We start from the raw sequence: 21,239 nt of genomic DNA on the forward strand, positions 1-21,239 counted from the left end.
CGCCCACCCACCCAAAAAACGCCACTCAGCAGATGCGCGGTAGTTGCTCCCCGATCGGCAGGTCGACCACCCGGGTGCCGCCGAGCCCGGTACGGGCCACGACCAAGCCCGGGTGGGACTCGACCGCCTCGCCGATCACCGTGGCGTGCCGGCCCAGCGGGTGGGCGCGCATCGCGGTGAGTACGGCCTCGGCGTGCTCGCGGGGTACGAACGCGACGAGCTTGCCCTCGTTGGCCACGTAGAGCGGATCGAGGCCGAGGATCGCGCAGGCGTTGGCGACTGGCGCGGGAACCGGGACCCGGCCCTCCTGAATGACGACGCCCGCGCCGGACGCGGCCGCGATCTCGTTGAGCGAGGCCGCCAGTCCGCCCCGGGTGGGGTCGCGCAGGACGTGCAGGTCGGGGGTGACAGCGAGCATGGCCCGTACGAGGCCCCCGAGCGGTGCGCAGTCGCTCTCGATGTCCACGCCGAATTCGAGGCCTTCGCGGACGCTCATGATCGCCACCCCGTGGAGCCCGATCTCCCCGCTGACGATCACCACGTCGCCGGGGACGACCCGCTGGGGCCGCAGGTCCACGCCCTGAGGGATGATCCCGATGCCCGCGGTGTTGATGTAGATCCCGTCGCCGTGGCCCGCCTCGACGACCTTGGTGTCGCCGGTGGCCACCTCGACCCCGGCCGTACGGGCCGCGTCGCCCAGGTCTTGTGCGACCCGGGCCACCACGGACAGTTCCACACCCTCTTCGAGGATGAACCCGCAGGACAGGTAGGCCGCTTGGGCTCCGCTCATGGCGAGGTCGTTGACGGTGCCGTTGACGGCGAGGTCGCCGATGCTGCCGCCGGGGAAGAACAGCGGGCGTACCACGTAGGAGTCGGTGGAGAAGGCGAGCCGGACCCCGCCCAGGGTGACGGCCGCGGAGTCGCCGAGCTGGGAGAGCACTTCACCGCCGAAGGCGGGCGCGAAGAGGTGCTCGACCAGTTCGGCGGAGAGTGCCCCGCCGCCGCCGTGGCCCATCACCACCCGGGGTCGGTCGCGCAGGGGCGCGGGGCAGGTCCAACCGGTGACGTCCAGGGTCGTGTCAGACAACGGGGCTCGCCTCCAGGGGCGCATCGGTGGCGCAGGCCCGCTTCGCGGGCGCGGCCGTACGGGCCGGGGTGATCTCCAGGCGCCGGTAGAGGTAGTAGGCGGCACACGCGCCCTCGCTGGAGACCATGGTGGCGCCGAGCGGGTTGCGGGGGGTGCAGGTGGTCCCAAAGGCCTCGCACTCGTGTGGCTTCAGCAGTCCCTGGAGCACCTCGCCGCTGCGGCACTCGGCCGGTTCGCAGGTGTTGATGCCGGTCACCGAGAAGCGGTGCTCGGCGTCGTACTCCAGGTAGCGGGGCGACAGGCGCCAGCCGCTGTCGGGGATCACTCCGATACCGCGCCAGGCGCGGTCGGTGACCTCGAAGACGTCCCTCAGCATGGCGAGCGCGGCCGGGTTCCCCTCCGGCCGCACCGCGCGCGCGTAGGCGTTGTCCACGGTGTGCTCGCCGCGCTCAAGCTGGCGCACCGCCCTGCGTACGCCCTCCAGGATGTCCAGGGGCTCGAAGCCGGTGACCACGATCGGGACCCGGTGGCGCGCGGCCAGGTCCGGGTACTCCCCCGTCCCCATCACGCTGCACACGTGCCCGGCGGCCAGGAACGCCTGGACCCGGCAGCTCGGCGACTGCATGATCGCCTCGATGGCCGGGGGGACACGGACGTGGGAGACCAGCAGGCTGAAGTTACGGATGCCGAGCTTCTTGGCCTGGTACACCGTCATGGCATTGGGAGGGGCGGTGGTTTCGAAGCCGATGCCGAAGAACACCACCTCGCGCTGCGGATTCTGCTGCGCGACCTTGAGGGCGTCGAGCGGGGAGTAGACCACTCGCACATCGCCGCCCTCGCTGCGCACCTGGAAAAGGTCGCGGCCGGTACCGGGGACGCGCAGCATGTCACCGAAGGAGCAGAAGATGACATCGGGACGGGAGGCGATCTCCAGGGCCTTGTCGATGACCTCCAGCGGGGTGACACAGACCGGACAGCCGGGCCCATGAATCAATTCGACCATGTCCGGAAGGAGTTGATCGATACCGTGCCGGATGATGGTGTGGGTCTGGCCGCCGCAGACCTCCATGAGCGCCCAGGGCCGGGTCACCGTGGAGTGGATGTCGTCGAGGAGCCGACGTGCGAGGTCCGGGTCCTGGAATTCGTCAATGTACTTCACTGCTGAGCCGCCTCCTGCGCCGCGACCTCGAGTGTGGACTCCGTTGAGGGGGCCGGGTCGGGGCTCTCCTCCGGTTCGTCGGTGAACGGCCAGGGCGCCCCGCCGGCCTCCGCGGCCTGCTCCCACGGATCGCCGAACTCCTCCTGGAGCATCCCGAGTTCCGCAAAGAGCGCGAGGGTCTGCTTCGCCGACTCCTCGTCCAGCCGCTGCAGCGCGAAGCCGACGTGGACGATCGCGTACTCGCCGACTTGGAGGTCGGGCAGGTACTCCAGGCACACCTCCTTGACCACCCCGCCGAAGTCGACGGTGGCCATGCGCGTGCCGTCCCGCTCTCCGATGTCAATCACCTTGCCGGGCACTGCCAGGCACATGGGCTTCTCCTCGCTGTGGGTGTTCTACCGTCGTACGGGCCGCGGCCGTGGTGGCGGCCGCGACCATGAGCTGGCCGAGTGCCAGGCCGCCGTCGTTCGGGGGCACCCGGTGGTGCCGCAGCACGGTGAAGCCGTGTGCGCGCAGGCGCCGGGCGCAGGCCGAGGACAGCAGGGTGTTGGCGAAGACCCCGCCGGTCAGCGCCGCGGACTCCAGGCCGTACCGTTCGCGCGCCAGGACGCACAGGTCAGCGACGAGCCCGGCGACGCCGGAGTGGAAGCGGGCCGCGATCAGCGGGGGCGCGGCACCCGCACGCACGTCGGCCACGACAGCGGCCAGCAGGGGCGCGGGATCGGCGACGACGGGGTCCCCGCTGCCGTGGGCGGGGAACCGCAGGGCGAATCGGTATCCCCGCCCGTCAGCGTCCTCGTCCCCGCGATCCTCCCCCACGGCACGGGCGGCGTACTCCAGCTCGATCGCGGCCTGGGCCTCATACCCCGCATGGTGGCGGATTCCGGCCAGCGAGGAGACCGCGTCGAAGAGCCGCCCCATGCTGGACGTGGGAGCACAGTTGAGGTTCCGGTCCAACTGGGTTCTCAGCACACGCAGTTCATCGGGCGGGCACGCCGCCGTGCAGGGCAGCTCCGGCGACCAGTCGAGGTTCGCTGCCCACAGGTGCGAAAGGGCCATCCGGTACGGTCGCCGCACCGCGGCGTCGCCGCCCGGAAGCGGGACGTACGCGAGATGCGCGAAACGGGTGTATCCGCGGTAGTCGGCGAGGAGGAACTCGCCTCCCCACACGGCTCCGTCGTCCCCGTAGCCGGTTCCGTCGAATGCGATGCCGATGACGCGCCGGCTGCCGTCCAGGCCGTGTTCGGCCATCGTGGACGCGATGTGCGCGTGATGGTGCTGTACGTGCACCACCGGCCGGTCGCCCGCGTGGCGCCCGGCCCACAGCACGGAGCGGTAGCCGGGGTGGCGGTCGGCGGCGATCAGCCGGGGCGGGACGCCGGTGACGGATTCCAGCTGCCGCTCGGCGCGTTCGAAGGCGTCCTGCGTGGCCAGATCGTCCATGTCGCCGATGTGGGCGGAGAGCCAGGCCCGGCGCTCCTGGCCGAGGCAGAAGGCGTTCTTCAGGTCCCCTCCGACCGCGAGGGTCGCGGGGACGGGCAGCGGGAGCGCGAGCGGCAGTGGGGCGTAGCCCCGGGAGCGGCGCACGGTCAGCGGGGCTCCGTCGCAGACGCGCACCACCGAGTCGTCGCAGGGGACGTGGATCGGGCGGTCATGCGTCAGCCAGGCGTCGGCTAGCCCGGCCAGCCGCTCCAGGGCCTCCGCGTCGTCGGTAACGATGGGTTCACCGGTGAGGTTTCCGCTGGTCATGACCAGCAGCCGGGGTCCAGGCGTGTCACCGGGCAGGCCGAGCAGTAGATGGTGCACGGGGCTGTACGGGAGCATCAGCCCAAGGTCGGGGCTGCCCGGTGCGACCCCGTCGGCGGGACCGGCGGCGCCCGCGCGGCGCCGCAGGAGGACGACGGGCCGCTCCCGCCCTGTCAGCAGGCTCCGCTCCTCGGACCCGAGGTGGACGAGCTCCTCGACGGCGGCCGGGTCACGCGCCATCAGGGCGAACGGCTTGTCACCGCGGGCCTTGCGGCGGCGCAGTTCCCGGACGGCGCCCGCATCGGAGGCGTCGCAGGCGAGGTGGTATCCGCCGATCCCCTTCACGGCGAGGATCGCCCCGGAACCCAGCAGCCGCCGGGCCCCGGCCACCGGGTCGGCGTCGTCCGTCTCGCGCGGCGGGGTACCAGCGAGCAACCGCAGTCGGGGTCCGCAGTCCGGGCAGGCGACGGGCTGGGCATGGAACCGGCGGTCGGCCGGGTCGGCGTACTCGCGGGCGCACGCGGGGCACATCGGGAAGCCGGCCATCGTGGTGTTCGGCCGGTCGTAGGGCAGCCCGGTGACGATGGTGAAGCGCGGCCCGCAGTGCGTGCAGGTGATGAAGGGGTGGCGGTGGCGCCGGTCGGCCGGGTCCGCGAGCTCGGCGAGGCAGTCGGCGCAGGTCGCCGTGTCCGGGGAGACCAGCGTGCGGACGGCTCCGCCCGCGAGGGAGGCGATGATGCGGAAACCGGCGCCTCCCGCGGCCGGGACCCGATGGTGTTCGACGGCGTCGACGACGGCGAGCGGGGGCGCGTCGGCCGCGAGCCGGTCGCAGAACTCGGCGACCGCCGCCGGTGTGCCCTCCACCTCGGCGACGACTCCCTCGGCGGTGTTGGTGACGTGGCCGGCCAGTCCGAGCCCGGTCGCGCGGGTGTACACGTAGGGCCGGAAGCCGACGCCCTGCACCACGCCGCGGACGGTGACCCGGCGGCGCTGGACCGCCTCCATCAACGCGTCTGCACCGCGCCGGGGCGTGCCTGCGCCTGGGGACCGGAGTCGGGATGGGTGTGCGCGTGCGCGTGGGTGTGGCTGTCTGCGGGCCCGTGTGTGTGCGTGTTCCCGCCCGCCCCCTGCCCGGCCATGACCGGCACGTGCGCGCTCGCGCCGTCCGCGACCGCGTTCGCCCGGTCGAGGAGGATCCCCACGCCCTCGCCGGAGCGTGCGGAGGTCAGGACCACCTCCACACCGGGGTTGACCTGCTGGACGTGCGCACGGAAGGCGTCCTCGTCGAACTCGACGGCTTCGGCGATGTCGGTCTTGGTCACCACCACGAGCTGGGCGAGCCCGAAGGCGGTCGGGTACTTCAGCGGCTTGTCCTCGCCCTCGGTCACCGAGGCCAGGACGACGCGCAGGGACTCCCCCAGGTCGTAGGAGGCCGGGCAAACGAGGTTGCCCACGTTCTCCACGAAGAGCAGCCGGGTGGACTCCGGCAGCCAGCCGTCCAGGTGCCGGCCGAGCATCGAGGCCTCCAGATGGCAGAGGCCGTCGGTGAGCACCTGTTTGACGGGTACGCCCGAACGCGCCAGCCGTACCGCGTCGTTCTCCGTGGCCAGGTCGGCCGTGAGGGCGGCGACGGACAGGCCGCGCTCCCGGGCGAGGAGCAACTCGCGCTCCAGCAAGGCCGTCTTCCCGCTGCCCGGGCTGGATAGCAGGTTGACGGTCACCGTGCCGCGAGCGGTGAGTTCGCGGCGCAGAGTGTGCGCGGCAGCGTCGTTCTTGGCGAGTACCGCCTGCTTCAGGTCGACCACTCGGCACATGGCTCGGTGCTCCTCGGGGTTGGGTTCGCGGGTCGGAACGGGGCCTCGGCCGGGTCCCGGGCGGCGCCGGTGTCGTCGCCGTCCTCCCAGGTCACGCTGAGGATCTGCAACTCCCGGCCTGAGAGCAGTTCAACGTGTGCCGCGCTCCCGCATCCGGGACAGCACAGCGCGGGCGGAATGCCGACCGCCCACTCGCTCGTGCAGGAGGAGCAGTGCGCGCGGGCCGCCACCGGCTCCACGACGAGTTCGGCACCTTCGAGGACCGTGCCGACGCATGCCAGTTCGAAGCAGAAGGCCAGGGCGTCGGGGACGACGCCGGCCAACTCCCCCACTTGGAGGCGCACTACGGTCACGCCACTCGCGCCGGCGCCCTCGGCGGCTTCCTCCACCTGGCCCACGACGGCCATGGCGATCGACATCTCGTGCATCGGACTCCGTCCTGCCGGGGCTCATTACACCGGCAGGACGGGGACGGTGCGGTCGGGCACGCCGACGCGCCGTGCACCGCGTACGCCGTTCGGCCGTCGTGCGTCACATGCGGCGCATGCGCAGGTAGCGCCTGACGTCGGGGAGGATCTGCTTCAGAACGGCGATGAGCGCGGCCGCGGCCGCGCCGCCGATGACGGCCTTCTTCACGGGGTCCTCCTCAACTCGGCGACCGGGGCCGCCACGATGTCGTGATCGGTGTCATCAGCGTGATCGGCGTGTCCTGCGCGATCGGTGTGCCCGTTCCGCAATAGCTCCAGGATCATCCCTACGGCCTCCGGCACCGCGGCGGCCACCGGCTCGCTCAGCCCGATGCCCTCCTCGACGGAGGCCGGCTCGCACCCCACCACGACGGTCCGCCGGGGCGGGGTGGAGCCAGTGCCCTCGCACAGTGAGCCCAGGAGGGCCAGGACCGCGTCGGGGGACATCTGGTGGCCGTCGAGCACGGGCCCTCCCCGCGTGACGCGGCCGGGCTCGTCCGGCCCGTCGGGCTCGATGAGGTAGAGCGTGCCGGGGGCGCCGCCGCGGGCCGTGGCGTCCACCAGGACGAGGGTGTCGTAGCCGTCGAGGAGCTGGTAGGCGAGGTGCACCCCGCGGACTCCGAAGTCCACGACTTCGACGTGCCCGGGGAGTTCGTGCGCGGACAGCTGCCGCACGGTCTCCACCCCGAAGCCGTCGTCGCCGAGGAAGACGTTGCCGATGCCCGCGACGAGGGTGCGGGAGCCGCTCACGCGTCCTCCAGGGGGCTGAGTTCGTCGGGCTGGAAGTAGAGGAAGCGGCCCTGCTCCCGGCGGATGTCCGCGCCGGGGTCGCCCTCCACGGTGACGGCGAGGTGCACGCCGCCGTCCACGTCGTGCAATACCGCCTCGACCAGGGCTGCACGGCCCTGGAGGAACAGGTCCTGGGCATCGGAGCGCCGCAGGCCCGGACGTAGGAGCACCCGGCTGCCGACGCCCACCGCTACGCCGTCGACGAGGACCCGGTCCCGCGCGGGATCGGCGGTATCCCTGTGCGCCGGGTCCCACCATGGGGTTTCGGGTCTGAACACGGATTGCTCGTCGAAGACATCCAGGGGGCTCTCCGGCTCGTCCGTCCCGTCCGGGCCGGTGATCTCGCGCAGTGCGCGTACGGCGCCGTGCAGCCGCTCCAGCACTTCGGGGGGCATCGACTCCGCCAAGTCGATCACCGCGGCGGCCCGCGGGTCCGTGCCTCGCGCTTCGCGCTTCTCCTGATCGGTCAGGGCCGCGGTGCGCAAGGCGAGGATCTCGTCGATCTCGGTGGAGTCGTACATCGCGCCGATGCTCTCGGGGGCGATGGCGGGATGATCCTCCAGGATGATCGGCGAGGACAGCACCACGTCCGCCCGGCCCGGCTCGCCCGCGAGGACGGGCCAGGTGTGCCGGTTGGCGCAGGCGGCGACGGCTCCCTTGGCCCACTCCGGCGGGTCGGTCATCGACAGGAAGGAGCCGCCGCTCAGACCCAGCAGGAGGTGGGCCGCGACGAGTGAGCGGGGTAGTGCCGCCTCCCGGTCATCGTCCTCGGCCGCGGGGATCCACGGGTTTGTGTTCTCCACCACGGCGGTGAGCTTCAACACCCGGTAAGGTCCGTCGAGTTCGACGGCGCGCAGCCGCACACACCCCTCAATGGGTTCGGTACGCAGCACCAAGCGGCCGACGACTTCCCCGTCGGCGCCGGCGACCGTCTCGATGTCCTCCCGGGCAGGACGCTCGAAGGGAAACACGGCCCCCTCCTCGGTCAACTCTCCAAGGGTCAGACTCAGTTCGACCCGCTCCTCCGCCCCCTCATCCCAGGGCACCAGGACCCGGTCGTCGAGGTGTAGTTCGGCGACCCCTTCGAAGGAGCCGTCAGGAAGCGCCCGCTCGACGGCCCGGCGCCGCGCGTGCAGGAAGCGCAGCTCCACGGCGAGGGTGGCGTCGCCCTTGGGCTCCATCAGGATCTCGGTCTGCTGGAAAGCGTGTTCGCCCTGCACCCGGCCCCATGCCGGCGGCACGAGCACCCCGAACTGCCAGCGCAGCCGGTTCTTGGCCGCCGAAGCCCGGTAGGGGTACAGCACGTATCCCTCGAAGAGCACCGCGTCGGCCACCTGCCGGGCGTGGGCGAAGCGGGACTCCAGTGCGGTGGCCGTCGTCACTGCGCCGTCCTCTCCGTGACACGCGGCAGGACGGCGCCCAGCCGGAAGGGCGGCGCGGGCTCCGGCAGGGGTTCGGCCGCCGCGTCCAGGAGGGTCCGTACGGTCGCCTCCCAGGAGGCGAGGGCGTGCCGCGAACGGAAGGCGAGCAGCTCGTCCATGAGGTCGCGGGGCAGCCGCAGCCAGCCGCAGCCCGGGAAGTGCTGCTCGACCATCTCACGCCAGACCGCCACGGGCATCCGGTACGAGGCCTCGCGGTCCCAGGGCACGGGCTCGACGTGAAAGCCGCCGGCCCCGGTGAAGGCGGTGCCGGAGAACAGCATCAGCAGCGGCGCTTCCCCCTCCTCCAGGGTGCTGAAGTAGCGGCTTGCCGCGATGTCCATGTCATACGTGCACGGCACGACCACGTCGACCTCGGTCTCCCCGGTGAAGCTGGGCACCATGAGAGCGACCTGCGCGAACTGCACGGGTTGCAGGGTGGTGCCCCACCGGGAGCGTTCGCCGAACAGGTCGGCCAGGCCGGCCTCCTCGGCCGGTCCGTAGCCGCGCCGCGCCGGTTCGATGCGCAGCTGACAGCGCAGGGCCAGGGCGTGCACCCGGACGGGTGCGGGGGTACCGCCGGCCGTGACGCGCAGCCGGAACACCAGGGTGGGCCCGGCGGCGTACGGGTCGGCGCGGACCCCGGTGCAGGTGAACTCGAAGTCCGTCATGGCGCGGGTGCCTCCGCCGGGATCCTGGCTCGTCGCCCGACCTCGGCGAAGAAGGCTTCGAGTGCGGCTCGCGCCTCGGCCCCGCCGTCGAAGCCCGTCCACAACAGGCGCATCCGCCCGACGAGTTCGTAGCAGATGTCGATCGGTACCAGATAACAGTCGGTCCGGCCCTGCTCACGGCGCAGCAGCAGGGCCTCCACGTCGGGCTCCAGGAGCGCGGCGAGGCGCCCGGCGCCGAGTACGGCCTGCCAGGTCTCGGGGTCGAGTTCGCTCTCGGTGGCGCCGGCCGGGCTCGGGTAGAGCGCGACGAGGCGGTCCAGGGCGGCGTTGCGGAAGAAGAAGGCGACGCCCACCGGGATCTGGAGCAGCTCCCAGGCGCCGGCGTCGAGCGGATGGGAAGGGTCGGCGAGGTACCGGGTCGGGACGGCGCGAAACCGGCCGGTGGCCACGCCGGGCCGGTCGAACAGCAGGGCGCAGGCGGTGCAAGCGCAGACCAGCGCCCGCTTCTCGGTCTCCACGACGTGGCGGTGCGCGCCTTCGGCGACCGCCACCCCGCACAGCTCGCAGGTCTCCTGGCGGGGCGGGCGCGCACCGGCGAACCGGCGCAGACCGCGCGGCCCGCCCGGCAGGTTCGACCGGCCGGGAAGGCCCGCGCGGTCGGGGTGACCCGGCCCCGGCCTGCCGTCCGGACGGACGGCAGGCGGGGACCACCCCGGGGCGCCGCTCACAGTGCCCGCACCGGCGGCTGCGGGCGGGTGCCGATCTGGAGCAGGGCCGGCTGCGGTGCCTCGGCGGGTGCCATCTCCACCGCGGTGACCTCGGGGGCGAAGCAGGCGAGCGCGTCTTCGACGGCCTGTGAAGGGCCCTCGGCCGCTCCGGAACAACCGCAGCCGGTGCTCGGCGCGGACCGCAGCCGCAGTGTCCCGGTCGAGCCGTCGAAGCCGAGGAGTTCCACGTCCTCCCGTACGCTCGCCAGAGCGCGGGCGATCCGGGTGTCCACGTCCTCGGGGTGCAGGTCGTGCAAGGCGAGCAGGCTCGCCACCAGTTCATCGTCGAGGAGGGCGGCGAGCCGGTCCTCCCCCAGACGGTCGATGATGCGGGCGAGCCCAGCGCCGTAGAAGTCCATGAGGACGCGTACGAGTTCCTCGGCGGCCGCGCACACCTCCCGGTCCCCGGTGGCGGCGAGCCGGTCGAGCACCTCCTCGACGCGGACGCCCGCTCGGCGGGCGTCGGCCCTTACCCTCTCGCGCGCGCTCATCCGCCCAGTCCGCTCAGTCCGGTGGGGACGTGCATCTGCTTCACGGTCTGTCCCTTGCCCACGTACATGTGGACCCCGCACGGCAGACAGGGGTCGAAGCTGCGCACGGCCCGCATGATGTCGATGCCCTTGAAGTTCTCCGGGGTGTTCTCCTCGAAGATCGGGGTGTTCTGCACCGCGTCCTCGTAGGGTCCGGGCGTGCCGAAGGTGTCGCGGGTGCTCGCGTTCCACGGGGTCGGCGGATAGGGGTGGTAATTGGCGATCTTGCCGTCGCGGATCACCATGTGGTGCGAGAGCACCCCGCGCACGGCCTCGGTGAAACCGACGCCGAGGCCCTCGTCCGGGACCTCGAACTTCTCCCAGGTCTGCGTGCGGCCCGCGCGGACTTCGGCCAGTCCCTTCTCGGCGCAGTGCAGGGCGATGGCGGCGGCGTACGCCTGGAAGTACGTGCGGGCGCGGTTGCGCTCCAGCGCGTTGCTCCACTTCGGGATCTTCCACTCGAAGCGGGTCTCGGGCTTGGTCATGGTGCGCGGCAGGGTGATCACCACGCTGTGGCCGGTGGCCTGCACGTAGTCGGTGTGCACCAGCCCGGACAGGGCGGTGGACCACAGGCGGGCGAGCGGGCCGCCTCCGGTGTCGAGGGCGAGGTGGTCCTTGCCGTCGAACCAGCGGGGGGACATCACCCAGCTGTACTTGTCGTCGAAGTTTCGCTTCTGGGGGGCCGGGATGGTGTGCTGGTTCCAGGGGTGGCGGGCGTCGACCGGATTGCCGAGCGGGTCGTGGGTGACGAACTTCTCCTGGCCCTGCCAGTCGTCGTAGTACGAACTGCCGAGCAGGATGCGGATGCCGAGGTTGATCTCGGTGAGGTCGTTGGTGACCAGTTTGCCGTCCACCACGATGCCCGGGGTGACGAACATCTTCCGTCCCCAGTCGGTCATGTTGGCGTACGTGAAGTCGCAGTACTCGGGGTCGTTGAGCGCCCCCCAGCAGCCCAACAACACGCGCCGGCGGCCGACTTCCTCGTACCCGGGCAGGGCCTCGTAGAAGAAGTCGAAGAGGTCGTCGTGGAGCGGGACGACGCGCTTCATGAACTCGCAGTACCGCATGAGGCGGCTCATGTAGTCCGTGAAGAGCTGGACGGAGGCAATCGTGCCCACACCGCCCGGGTAGAGGGTGGAGGGGTGCACGTGGCGCCCCTCCATCAGGCAGAACATTTCCCGGGTGTAGCGGCTGACCTGGAGGGCCTCTCGGTAGAACTCCCCCTCGATGGGGTTGAGCGAGCGCATGATGTCGGCGATGGTCTTGAAGCCGTGTTCGCCCGCGTGTGGGGCCGGGGTGCGCTCGGCCAGTTCCAGGACGCCGGGGTTGGTCTCGCGGACCATCTTCTCGCAGTAGTCGACCCCGACCAGGTTCTCCTGGAAGATGTTGTGGTCGAACATGTACTCCGCGGACTCGCCCAGGTTGATGATCCACTCGGCGAGGTGGGGCGGCTTCACCCCGTAGGCCATGTTCTGCGCGTAGACGGAGCACGTCGCGTGGTTGTCACCGCAGATGCCGCAGATGCGGCTGGTGATGAAGTGCGCGTCGCGCGGGTCCTTTCCGCGCATGAAGACGCTGTAGCCGCGGAAGACCGACGAGGTGCTGTAACACTCGGCTACCCGCTTCTGCTTGAAGTCGATCTTCGTGTGGATGCCGAGACTGCCCACGATCCGCGTGATCGGATCCCAGGCCATCTCCACCAGGCCGCTGCCGTCACCGGCTGCGTTCGTCTTCGGTGCCATCGTGTCTCCGTGACCCTTCAGTGCGGGATCGGTGGTTGTCACATGAGTGCGGTTGCGGGGGTGCCGCGCATGTGGAGCGCTACGGGTGTGCGGCTGCTACTGATCGGAGCGCCCCGGCCCTGTCACCAGGGCGGTCGGTAGCCCGTGGTGAGCTTGTCCCCGCGGTGGCGCCACTTCGGCTCCTGGTCCACGGTGTGCGCCGTGATCGCCCGGAGCTTGCGGATCACCGCCCCGTAGGCGCCGCTGGCGACGCTGGACACCTTGCCGCCGGGCGGCTCGTCCATGAAGGGCATGAACTTGTCCGGGAAGCCGGGCATGGTGCAGGCGATGCAGATGCCACCCACATTCGGGCAGCCGCCGATGCCGTTCATCCAGCCGCGCTTGGGCACGTTGCACTTCACGACGGGGCCCCAACAGCCGAGCTTGACCAGGCATTTCGGGGAGTCGTAGGTGTGGGCGAACTGCCCCTGCTCGTAGTAGCCGGCCCGGTCGCAGCCCTCGTGCACGGTCGCGCCGAACAGCCAGGTGGGGCGCAGCTTGTCGTCGAGCGGGATCATCGGGGCCGAACCTGCCGCCTGGTAGAGCAGGTAGGTGAGCGTCTCGGAGAAGTTGTCCGGCTGGATCGGGCAACCGGGCACGCACACGATCGGGATGCCGGCCTTGGACTTCCAGTCCCAGCCGAGGTAGTCGGGCAGCCCCATGGCACCAGTCGGATTGCCTTCCATCGCGTGGATTCCGCCGTACGTGGCGCACGTGCCGATGGCGACGACGGCGAGGGCCTTGGGCGCCAGCCGGTCGATCCACTCGCTGGTGGTAATGGGCTGGCCGGTCTCCGGATCGTCGCCGAAACCGGACCAGTAGCCCTCGGCCTTGATGCTCTCGTTGGGGATGGACCCCTCCACGACGAGCACGAAGGGGTCGATCTCGCCGCGCTCCCCCTTGAAGAACCACTCGATGAACGTGTCCGCGCCGCCCACGGGACCGCATTCGAAGTCGATCAGGGGCCAGTGCACGGCGATCTTCGGCAGACCGGGCAGCACGCCCATCACGATCTCTTCGATGCTGGGCTGCATGGCCGCGGTCAGCGACACGGAGTCGCCGTCGCAGCTCAGTCCCGCGTTGATCCAGAGGATGTGGATCGGGGGGTCCTCGGCCTCGGTCGGCGTTTGCGTGTTCATCTGGATGCCTCCTAGGGGAGGGGTGGGGGGAGAGTGCGGAGGGTGGGGAAGACCGGCAGGGCCGGCATGCCGGCGTCACCTTTCTTGCTAACAGGCGGGAGGTCCCGGTGCGCAGTCATGTACGCCCAGTCCAGTGACGCCCGGCCGGTCCGGTGATCCGACCCGCGGCCGTCGTCCTGGGACCGGTCCGGCGTCGGGGCCGCCACCGTGCCGGGAGCCGCCTCCGTGGACGCGGGCCAGGTGCGGCGGGGTGGCCGCCGGGCTCTCCTTGCGTACGAACGCCCTGCGCAGGGCGTGGTAGGGGGCCTCGGGGTCAAAGAAGGTCTCCCGCATCCGGGCCAGCTCGGTCTCCCGGTACACGGCCAGCGGCCGGGTCGCCTCGTCCAGCTCGCGCCTCGCCTTCTTCGCGGCGATCCTGGCCTGTGCCCCCGGCGAGCCGGCCAGCCGCGTGGCGAGACGGACCGTGACGTCGGCGAAGGCCCCGGGCGCGCAGGCGACCGTACGATCAGCCAGCCCGAGCTGTACCGCGGCGGCGGCGCTGACGGGCAGGGCCTCTCGGGTCAGCCGGGTGGCTGCTGCCGCCCCGACCCGGCGCGGCAGCGTGTACGTCCAGTACTCCGAGCCGTACAGCCCCATCAGTCGGTAGTGGGGGTTGAGCACCACGCCCGAGCGGCACCAGACCTCGTCGGCGGCGAGGGCGAGCATGGCGCCGCCCGCGGCGGCGTTGCCGCCGAGGGCCGCAACGACGAGGCGGTCGGTGGTTGTCAGGACGGCTTCGACGAGGTCGTCCATGGCGTTGATGTTCGCCCAGGACTCCTCGGCCGCGTCGGCCGCGGCCTCGATGACGCCCAGGTGGATGCCGTTGGAGAAGAAGTCACGGCGGCCGCCGAGGACGAGTACGGAGGTGGGGCGGGAGCAGGCGGTCCGGTAGGCGTCGAGCAGCCGACGGCACCGCTCGGTGCTCATGGCGCCGCCGGGGAAGGAGAACGTGAGGAAGCCGGCTCCGCCCTCCTCCCGGTAGTCGATCTCGGACCAGGTCCTGTCGCGTCCGGCGCCCGCGCCGGGTGGCGGGGCCGCGTCCTCGGGTAGCGGGCGCGGCAAATGCGGCGGACGCAGCAGGTCGCCGAGGGCCACGGTGGCCGGCAGCTTCACGGGCGCCGGTACCCCGGGCACGCGCAGGGCCCGCAGTTCGGGAATCCAGACGGCCCCGTCGGCCGTCGCACGGCAGATCGCCCCGGCGCGGGTGGCCAACAGCTCGCCCGGCCGCCCGCGCAGCCGGCCTTCGGGGTAGCCGCCGTGCAGGTACCACTCACCGCCGAGCAGCTCATCCCGTACGCCGGGCTGGGAATCGGCCGCCCGAAGGACGCGCAGCACCCGCTCGGTTGAGTCCGAATGCCAGTCGATGCGGCGGTGTTCCTGCCGCAGGTAGGGGCGTGCGTGACCGGTGAGCTGGGGCTGTGGGGTGTACGCGCCGGAGGCGAAGCGTTCGACCGCCAGCAGGACCGCTTCCAGTGCCGCATCGGCGATCTCCCCGCGGTACAGGTCGCTCTTCGCGACCTGCGGGACGGCGCATTCGACGCTGGCCCAGACGTCCCCGGCGTCCATCTCCTCGACAGCCTGGAGGACGGTGACGCCCCAGCGGGACCGTCCTTCCTGGACGGCCCGGTCGAGCGAGGACGGGCCGCGGTCGCCGACCGGTCCGGGGTGAACGATCAGACACGGCCGGGAGGACCAGATCTCCTTGGGAATCACCGTGCGCAACATGGGGGCGATGATCAGGTCCGGCTGGTGTCGATCCACCGCTAGCGTCAACGAAGTCCCGGGCATGGCAAGTTCGACCGCGACCTGGTGGCCGTGGTCGCGCAGCTCAGCGTGTACGCGCTGCGTGAGGCTATTGAAGGCACTCGCAATGAGCAGGACCTGCACGAGATCTCCTCCGCGGCTGGCGACGGATCATGTCCGTGACACGAACGACCACCGGCGATCGTCGGGGACCACGACGGTGGCCCGCACGGCGCCGAGCGGTCGTGTCACTCAAAAGCGCGGGCCCGGAGGGCCAGTCGGCGGCACGGGCGGCGGCCAGATCCCTCCCAGGCTTCTCGGCCGTGTCCCCTTCCGCGACCAGCCGGTAAGGACGCGCTCAGTGCCTAGTCCAAGGCGTCGACAAGCCTGGGCGAGCCTCTCGCTGGTGCCCCGGCGGCCACCGAGAGGTCGGCGCGCTCGTCGAAGGTGCCGCGGACAGTTTCCGGCTCGCCGAACACCTCGAAAGGCCCAGGTCGCGGCCTCGATCGGCTCGGTCGGCGACGCATACGACAAATCGTTATCGGTCTAGGTCATAGCCCTTGTCGGAACAACCGGATGATCGCCCATCAGTTCCCGGTATTCCATGTGTGCGGTCTGTGCCAACGCGCCCCAGCGGACGTCGGTGATGTGCATCAACGACCAGTCGGCGAGGAAGTGGGCGACTTCAACCAATGTGGTCAGGTCCGCGAAGGCCTCCTGAAGAGCGCGTGGGAGGTCAATGGGGTCGACTCGCCGCAGGTGAGCCTGGTCGTTTCTACGATCGCTCAGTCGCAGGCGGGAATCGGCAGGGGGGCTGAGGGGGGATCGGTTCGGGTCGTGTGGCGCCCGGACACACTCGGCTGGGGTTGATTGTGGTGACCGGCCACATATGCCGCTGACCTGCGGACTTCTACGTTGTGGCCACACCCGACGTCCCCGCAGACACCCTGGAAGTGGTGCACATGGTCTCCCCCGCAACCGCCCCGAAGGCTCCGTCAGGCATCAGACGGATCGTCGCCGCGAGCCTCATCGGGACCACCATCGAGTGGTACGACTTCTTCCTCTACGGGACCGCCGCGGCCCTGGTGTTCAACAAGTTGTTCTTCCCCACCGCGGATCCGCTCACCGGGACCCTGATCGCCTTCCTCACCTACGCGATCGGGTTCCTGGCCCGCCCGCTCGGCGGGGTGGTGTTCGGGCACTTCGGCGACAAGGTCGGCCGCAAGAAGCTGCTGGTGCTCAGCCTGGTGATGATGGGCGGGGCGACCTTCGCGATGGGGCTGCTGCCCACGCACGCCAGCATCGGCGTGGGCGCGCCGATCCTGCTGACCGCGCTGCGCCTGGTGCAGGGGTTCGCGCTGGGCGGCGAGTGGGGCGGGGCCGTGCTGATCGTCTCCGAGCACGGCGGGGCCGAGCACCGCGGGTTCTGGGCTTCCTGGCCGCAGTCGGGGGCGCCCGGGGGGAACCTGCTGGCCACCGGGGTACTGGCGCTGCTGGCCGCCGTGCAGTCGGACGCCACGTTCCTCGCCTGGGGCTGGCGGATCCCCTTCCTGCTCTCCGGACTCCTCGTGGTGGTCGGGCTGTGGATCCGGCTCTCCGTGTCGGAGTCCCCCGTCTTCCTCGCCGCGCAGGCCGAGGCCAAGAACCTCGCGGTGGAGGAGAAGGCGCCCGTCGTGCAGGTGTTCCGCAAGGACTGGCGGCAGGTCCTGACCGCCATCGGCACCCGCTTCGGCGAGAACATCTCGTACTACGTCCTCACGTCCTTCCTCCTCGTCTACGTCACCACCCACCTCGGGCTCCCCAAGACCACCGCGCTGAACGCGCTCCTGATCGGCTCGGCCGTCCACTTCGTCACCATCCCCGCCTGGGGTGCGCTCTCGGACCGGATCGGGCGCCGGCCGGTGACCCTGATCGGCTCGGTGGGCATGGCCCTGTGGGCGTTCGCGTTCTTCGCGCTGGTGGATTCCAAGTCGTTCGCCGTCATCACGGCGGCCGTCACCGCCGGTCTGCTCCTGCACGGAGCCATGTACGGGCCTCAGGCCGCCTTCGTCTCCGAGATGTTCGACACCAAGGTCCGCTACTCGGGTGCCTCGATGGGCTCCCAGCTCGCCTCGATCGTCGCGGGTGCCCTGGCCCCGATCATCGCCGTCGAACTCCTCAAGGACTACGGCTCCTCCGTGCCGGTCTCCGTGTACCTGTCGGCGGCCGCGCTCGTCACCACCCTCACCGTCGCCTTCGCCCGCGAGACCCGGGGCCGGGACCTGTCGGTGCCGAGGGCGGACGCGGGCGCGGGCGCAGGGACGGCGGTGGGTGCGGGGAGCGCGTACGCCGGCCGGCCCGCCACCGCGGCTTCGGGCGCCGCTTCGGGCGCGGCTTCAGGCGCCGCTTCGGGCGCGCCCGCCGACCCTGCCTGAGCCTCCGCCCGCCCGTCCTCGTTCCGCCCGCCGTATCCGGTGCTGCCGGTCGGCGGGCGGACCCCGTCCGCGCCTCCGCGCCGAAGGGCTGCCAGCATGGCCCCCGTGACCGAACCCACCGAGCCCGTGACCGCGCTGCGCCGGCTCCTGGAGCTGCTCGCCGAGGGCGCACCCGTCGAGGACTTCGCCGGGCCCGGCGCGCGGGCCCGGCGCGCCGGGGCGGGCGCCGACGAACAGGCCCTCGTCGAGGAGGCCACCAGGGTCGCCCTGGACATTCGCCGCACCCTGGCCCAGCACCGCCGGCGCGAGGCCGAACTGACCGCCCTCTTCGACACGGCCGGCGACCTCGCGGCGCTGCGCGACCTCGACGCGGTGCTACGGGCCATCGTGCGCCGGGCCAGGACCTTGCTGGGCACGGACGTCGCCTACCTCACGCTCAACGACCCCGTCGTGGGCGATACGTTCATGCGGGTCACCGACGGCTCCGTGTCCGCCGCCTTCCAGCAGCTGCGGCTCGGCATGGGCGAGGGCCTCGGCGGCCTGGTCGCCCAGACGGCGCGCCCCTACGCCAGCGCCGACTACCGGGCCGACGGCCGCTTCCGGCACACCAGCACCATCGACTCCGGCGTGAGCGAGGAGGGCCTGCGGGGCATCCTCGGCGTCCCGCTGCGCGTCGCCTCCAGGGTCATCGGAGTGCTCTACGCGGCCGACCGGTCGGTGCGCGACTTCGCCCCCGACGCGGTCGCGCTGCTGTCCTCGCTCGCCGACCACGCCGCCGTCGCCATCGACGGCGCCCGGCTGCTGGAGGAGACGCGCACGGCCCTCGTCGAGCTCAACTCGGCCACCGAGACGGCGCATGCCCACAGCGAGGCCGTGCGGCTGGCGACCGAGACCCATGACCGGCTCACCGACCTGGTCCTGCGCGGCGGCGACGTCACCGACGTGGCCCGGGAGGTGGCCGCGCTGCTACGGGGCGGGCTGGTGGTGCACGACGCGGACGGCGCCGAGCTGGCCCGGGTCGCCACCGAGCCGATCGGCCCGCCCGCCCAGGGGGTGGCCGCCTCCCGGTCCGGCGGCCGGGCCGCTGCGGTGGACGGCGTATGGGTCTGCGCGGTCCTGGCCGGACCAGAACTCCTCGGCAGCATCGCGCTGACGGGACGGCCGGACCTCTCGGACACCGACCGGCGGCTGTTCGAGCGCACCAGCCTGGTCACCGCGCTCCTCCTGCTGCTGCGCCGGTCGGTGGCGCACGCCGAGGACCGGGTCCGCGGCGAACTGCTCAGCGACCTGCTGACCCCGGAGAGCCCCGGACGGACCCGCGACAGCGGGAGCCAGACGATCCGGGCCCGCAAACTCGGCGTCAACCTCGCGCGACCGCACTCCGTCCTGGTCCTGCACTCCGACGCTGCCCTGCGGCCCCGGCTTTCGACGGAGACGGCCCGCCGCGCCCGCGCCCTCGACGGTCTGGCCGGACTGCACGAAGGGCAGATCGTGCTCCTGGCCCCGGCCGAGCGGCCCGGGGAGCTCGCGCGGTCCCTGGCCACCGAACTGGGCAAGGCCCTGGGCGCACCCGTCACGGTGGGCTCCGCCGGGCCGGCCGGCCATCCGACCGGCCTGCCGGCCGTGTACGCGGAGGCCGTGCGCTGCCTGGAGGCGCTTCACTCCCTGGGCCACACCGGTTGCGGCGCGGCCCTCCCCGACCTGGGCTTCGTGGGCCTCCTGCTCGGCGACCACGGCGACGTCGGGGGTTACGTCCACCGGGTGCTCGGCCCGGTCATCAACTACGACGCCCAGCGCGGCACCGAGCTGGTCCACACCCTGCGGGCCTACTACACGCACGGCGCGAGCCTCTCCAAGGCCAAGGACGCCCTGCACATCCACGTCAACACGGTCGTGCAGCGACTCGACCGGATCCGGCAACTACTGGGCGAGGACTGGAACTCCCCCGCCCGCGCCCTGGAACTCCAACTCGCCCTGCGCCTGCACCTCCTGACGACGTCCGGCCCGCCCTCACCGCGCTAACCGCCCTCACCGCACTAGGCCTGCGATCCCGGCGTCACCAGGCCGGTCTCGTAGGCCAGGACGACCGCCTGGGCTCGGTCGCGCAGGGCCAGCTTGGCGAAGATGCGGGCCACGTGGGTCTTCACCGTGGCCTCGCTGAGGGTGAACTCCCGGGCCAGCTCGGCGTTGGAGAGCCCGTGGCCCATGAGGGTGAGCACCTCCCGCTCGCGCGGGGTGAGGGCGTCCAGGTCGGGGTGGGGCGCCGGGGCCGAGGGTCCGCCGCGCGCGGCGGCCGCCGAGGCGCAGCGCTCCACCAGTCGGCGGGTGATCGACGGGGCGAGCAGCGCGTCTCCGGTGTCGACGAGCCGTACGGCGTTGGCGAGGTACTCCGGGGTGACGTCCTTGAGCAGGAACCCGCTGGCTCCTGCGGCCAGGGCGGCGTAGACGTACTGGTCGAGGTCGAAGGTGGTCAGCATGATCACCCGGCAGTCGGGCGCTTCGGCGAGGATCTGCCGGGCGGCCTCCAGCCCGTCCAGGCGGGGCATGCGTATGTCGAGCAGGACGACGTCAGGGCGCAGGCGGCGCACCTGCGAGACGGCCTCCACCCCGTCGGCGGCCACTCCGACCACATCGATCCCCCGGGCCTTGAGGATCAGCCGGAAGCCGGTGCGGACCAGTTCCTGGTCATCGGCGATGACCACCCGGGGGCCGGGGGCCTGCTCGGCCAGTGTCGCGGGCGTGGTCACGGTCGCTCCAGCGGGAGACGGGCGCGTACCCGGTAGCCGCCGCCGAGGCGGCGCCGGGCGTCGAAGTCCCCTCCGTACACGGCGACTCGCTCGCGCAGGCCGACCAGCCCGCGCCCCGTGCCGTCCGCCCTGACCGTCCTGACCGCCCGCGCGGACGGTTCGCCCGTCGCACCGGAGCTGACGGACCGGCCGGGCGCGGCGGGTGCCGGTGCCCGGTCCCCCGAGAGCACGCTCGGCCCGCTGTTGAGCACCTCGACCCGCAGCGCGTGGTCCGCGTATCTCACCGTCACCTCGGCCTTCACCCCGTCCCCGTGTTTGAGTGCGTTGGTCAGCGCTTCCTGGATGATCCGGTAGGCGGTGACGTCGATCCCGGCCGGCAGCGGCCGTGGTTCGCCGGATATGCGTACCTCGACCGGCAGGCCGGCGAAGGCTATGCGGTCGATGAGCGGACTGAGCCGGCTCAGGCTCGGCTGCGGCGCCAGCTCCGTGATCGCCTCCAGGGCACCACTCCCGCTACCGCCTCCACCACCGCCCCTGCCACCGCGCCCATCGCCGTACGGCTCGTCCTTGCCGTCCTGCGCGGGCGCCAGCAGGCCCAGCAGGTGCCGCAGTTCGGTCATGGTCCTGCGCCCGGCGTTCTCAACGGCGCCCATCGCGGCCGCCGCCTCCTGCGGCAGCGTGTCCAGCACCTCGCGGGCGGCGCCGGCCTGGACCACCATCAGGCTGACGTTGTGGCTGACTATGTCGTGCAGTTCCGAGGCTATCCGGGCCCGCTCCGCGTCCACCGCGCTACGGGCCGCTGTCTCCCGCTCCCGCTCCAGCAGCCACCCGCGCTCCTCGATCGCCGCCCGGTGCGCGCGTCGCGCCCGTACGAGCGCGACGGCCAGCGCGCACGCGACGAGCACCGCCGCAGCCGCCGCGGCCGCCG

The 21,239-nt window shown here is 71.9% G+C and carries 19 protein-coding genes; 2 read left to right on the top strand and 17 right to left on the bottom strand.

Annotated elements, in window-relative coordinates:
• Positions 1-25: 25 nt before the first annotated feature.
• The 15 genes from hypE to J7E97_RS12380 form a co-directional block, all read right to left on the bottom strand.
• The gene (gene hypE / locus J7E97_RS12315) at positions 26-1,111 is read right to left on the bottom strand and encodes a hydrogenase expression/formation protein HypE (RefSeq protein ID WP_215025795.1); all 1,086 of its coding nucleotides are present in this window, start codon (positions 1,109-1,111) and stop codon (positions 26-28) included.
• On the bottom strand, positions 1,080-2,246 hold the full coding sequence (hypD, locus tag J7E97_RS12320) for a hydrogenase formation protein HypD (protein WP_215025798.1): 1,167 nt from the start codon (positions 2,244-2,246) through the stop codon (positions 1,080-1,082). Before hypD ends, hypE begins: the two co-directional genes overlap by 32 nt.
• On the bottom strand, positions 2,243-2,617 hold the full coding sequence (locus J7E97_RS12325) for a HypC/HybG/HupF family hydrogenase formation chaperone (RefSeq protein WP_251054326.1): 375 nt from the start codon (positions 2,615-2,617) through the stop codon (positions 2,243-2,245). The genes hypD and J7E97_RS12325 overlap by 4 nt, the downstream gene beginning before the upstream one ends.
• Positions 2,586-4,997: a carbamoyltransferase HypF gene (gene hypF / locus J7E97_RS12330; protein ID WP_215025801.1), complete on the bottom strand. Its 2,412-nt coding sequence runs from the start codon at positions 4,995-4,997 to the stop codon at positions 2,586-2,588. Before hypF ends, J7E97_RS12325 begins: the two co-directional genes overlap by 32 nt.
• The gene (gene hypB, locus J7E97_RS12335; RefSeq protein WP_215025805.1) at positions 4,997-5,806 is read right to left on the bottom strand and encodes a hydrogenase nickel incorporation protein HypB; all 810 of its coding nucleotides are present in this window, start codon (positions 5,804-5,806) and stop codon (positions 4,997-4,999) included. Before hypB ends, hypF begins: the two co-directional genes overlap by 1 nt.
• Complete coding sequence (hypA, locus tag J7E97_RS12340) at positions 5,785-6,234, bottom strand: hydrogenase maturation nickel metallochaperone HypA (protein ID WP_215025808.1); 450 nt, start codon at positions 6,232-6,234, stop codon at positions 5,785-5,787. The genes hypB and hypA overlap by 22 nt, the downstream gene beginning before the upstream one ends.
• Positions 6,235-6,337: 103 nt before the next feature.
• Entirely contained in the window at positions 6,338-6,442 is a 105-nt protein-coding gene (locus J7E97_RS36975) for a hypothetical protein (protein WP_374224140.1), read from the bottom strand.
• Positions 6,439-7,023, bottom strand: a complete 585-nt coding sequence (locus J7E97_RS12345; RefSeq protein ID WP_215025811.1) for a hydrogenase maturation protease — start codon at positions 7,021-7,023, stop codon at positions 6,439-6,441. Before J7E97_RS12345 ends, J7E97_RS36975 begins: the two co-directional genes overlap by 4 nt.
• Entirely contained in the window at positions 7,020-8,444 is a 1,425-nt protein-coding gene (locus tag J7E97_RS12350) for a hypothetical protein (protein WP_215025814.1), read from the bottom strand. Before J7E97_RS12350 ends, J7E97_RS12345 begins: the two co-directional genes overlap by 4 nt.
• Positions 8,441-9,151, bottom strand: coding sequence for a DUF6084 family protein (locus J7E97_RS12355; protein ID WP_215025816.1), 711 nt, complete (start codon positions 9,149-9,151; stop codon positions 8,441-8,443). Before J7E97_RS12355 ends, J7E97_RS12350 begins: the two co-directional genes overlap by 4 nt.
• Positions 9,148-9,780, bottom strand: coding sequence for a DUF5947 family protein (locus J7E97_RS12360; RefSeq protein WP_251054347.1), 633 nt, complete (start codon positions 9,778-9,780; stop codon positions 9,148-9,150). Before J7E97_RS12360 ends, J7E97_RS12355 begins: the two co-directional genes overlap by 4 nt.
• A 95-nt stretch (positions 9,781-9,875) precedes the next feature.
• Positions 9,876-10,409 (bottom strand): NifU family protein, encoded by a 534-nt coding sequence (locus J7E97_RS12365; protein ID WP_215025818.1) that lies wholly within the window; start codon positions 10,407-10,409, stop codon positions 9,876-9,878.
• Complete coding sequence (locus tag J7E97_RS12370) at positions 10,406-12,190, bottom strand: nickel-dependent hydrogenase large subunit (protein ID WP_215025820.1); 1,785 nt, start codon at positions 12,188-12,190, stop codon at positions 10,406-10,408. The genes J7E97_RS12365 and J7E97_RS12370 overlap by 4 nt, the downstream gene beginning before the upstream one ends.
• 122 nt (positions 12,191-12,312) lie before the next feature.
• Positions 12,313-13,368: a hydrogenase expression protein HypE gene (locus J7E97_RS12375; protein ID WP_215025821.1), complete on the bottom strand. Its 1,056-nt coding sequence runs from the start codon at positions 13,366-13,368 to the stop codon at positions 12,313-12,315.
• An 87-nt stretch (positions 13,369-13,455) separates the two neighbouring features.
• Entirely contained in the window at positions 13,456-15,294 is a 1,839-nt protein-coding gene (locus tag J7E97_RS12380; RefSeq protein ID WP_215025823.1) for an enoyl-CoA hydratase-related protein, read from the bottom strand.
• A gap of 818 nt (positions 15,295-16,112) precedes the next feature.
• Here J7E97_RS12380 and J7E97_RS12385 point away from each other — a divergent pair.
• Both J7E97_RS12385 and J7E97_RS12390 read left to right on the top strand, forming a co-directional pair.
• Positions 16,113-17,564, top strand: a complete 1,452-nt coding sequence (locus tag J7E97_RS12385; RefSeq protein WP_215025825.1) for an MFS transporter — start codon at positions 16,113-16,115, stop codon at positions 17,562-17,564.
• Positions 17,565-17,660: 96 nt separating this feature from the next.
• Positions 17,661-19,586, top strand: coding sequence for a GAF domain-containing protein (locus J7E97_RS12390; protein ID WP_215025827.1), 1,926 nt, complete (start codon positions 17,661-17,663; stop codon positions 19,584-19,586).
• Positions 19,587-19,600: 14 nt separating this feature from the next.
• Here the strand turns inward: J7E97_RS12390 and J7E97_RS12395 are convergent, their stop codons facing one another.
• Positions 19,601-20,311 carry a response regulator transcription factor gene (locus tag J7E97_RS12395; protein WP_308346477.1) on the bottom strand — a complete coding sequence of 237 codons (711 nt, stop codon included), beginning with the start codon at positions 20,309-20,311 and terminating at the stop codon, positions 19,601-19,603.
• The coding region (locus J7E97_RS12400) for a sensor histidine kinase (protein WP_374224141.1) at positions 20,308-21,239 on the bottom strand (932 nt) is incomplete at its 5' end. The genes J7E97_RS12395 and J7E97_RS12400, both read right to left, overlap by 4 nt.

Source organism: Streptomyces sp. ISL-66 (assembly GCF_018614135.1).
Taxonomy (GTDB): domain Bacteria; phylum Actinomycetota; class Actinomycetes; order Streptomycetales; family Streptomycetaceae; genus Streptomyces.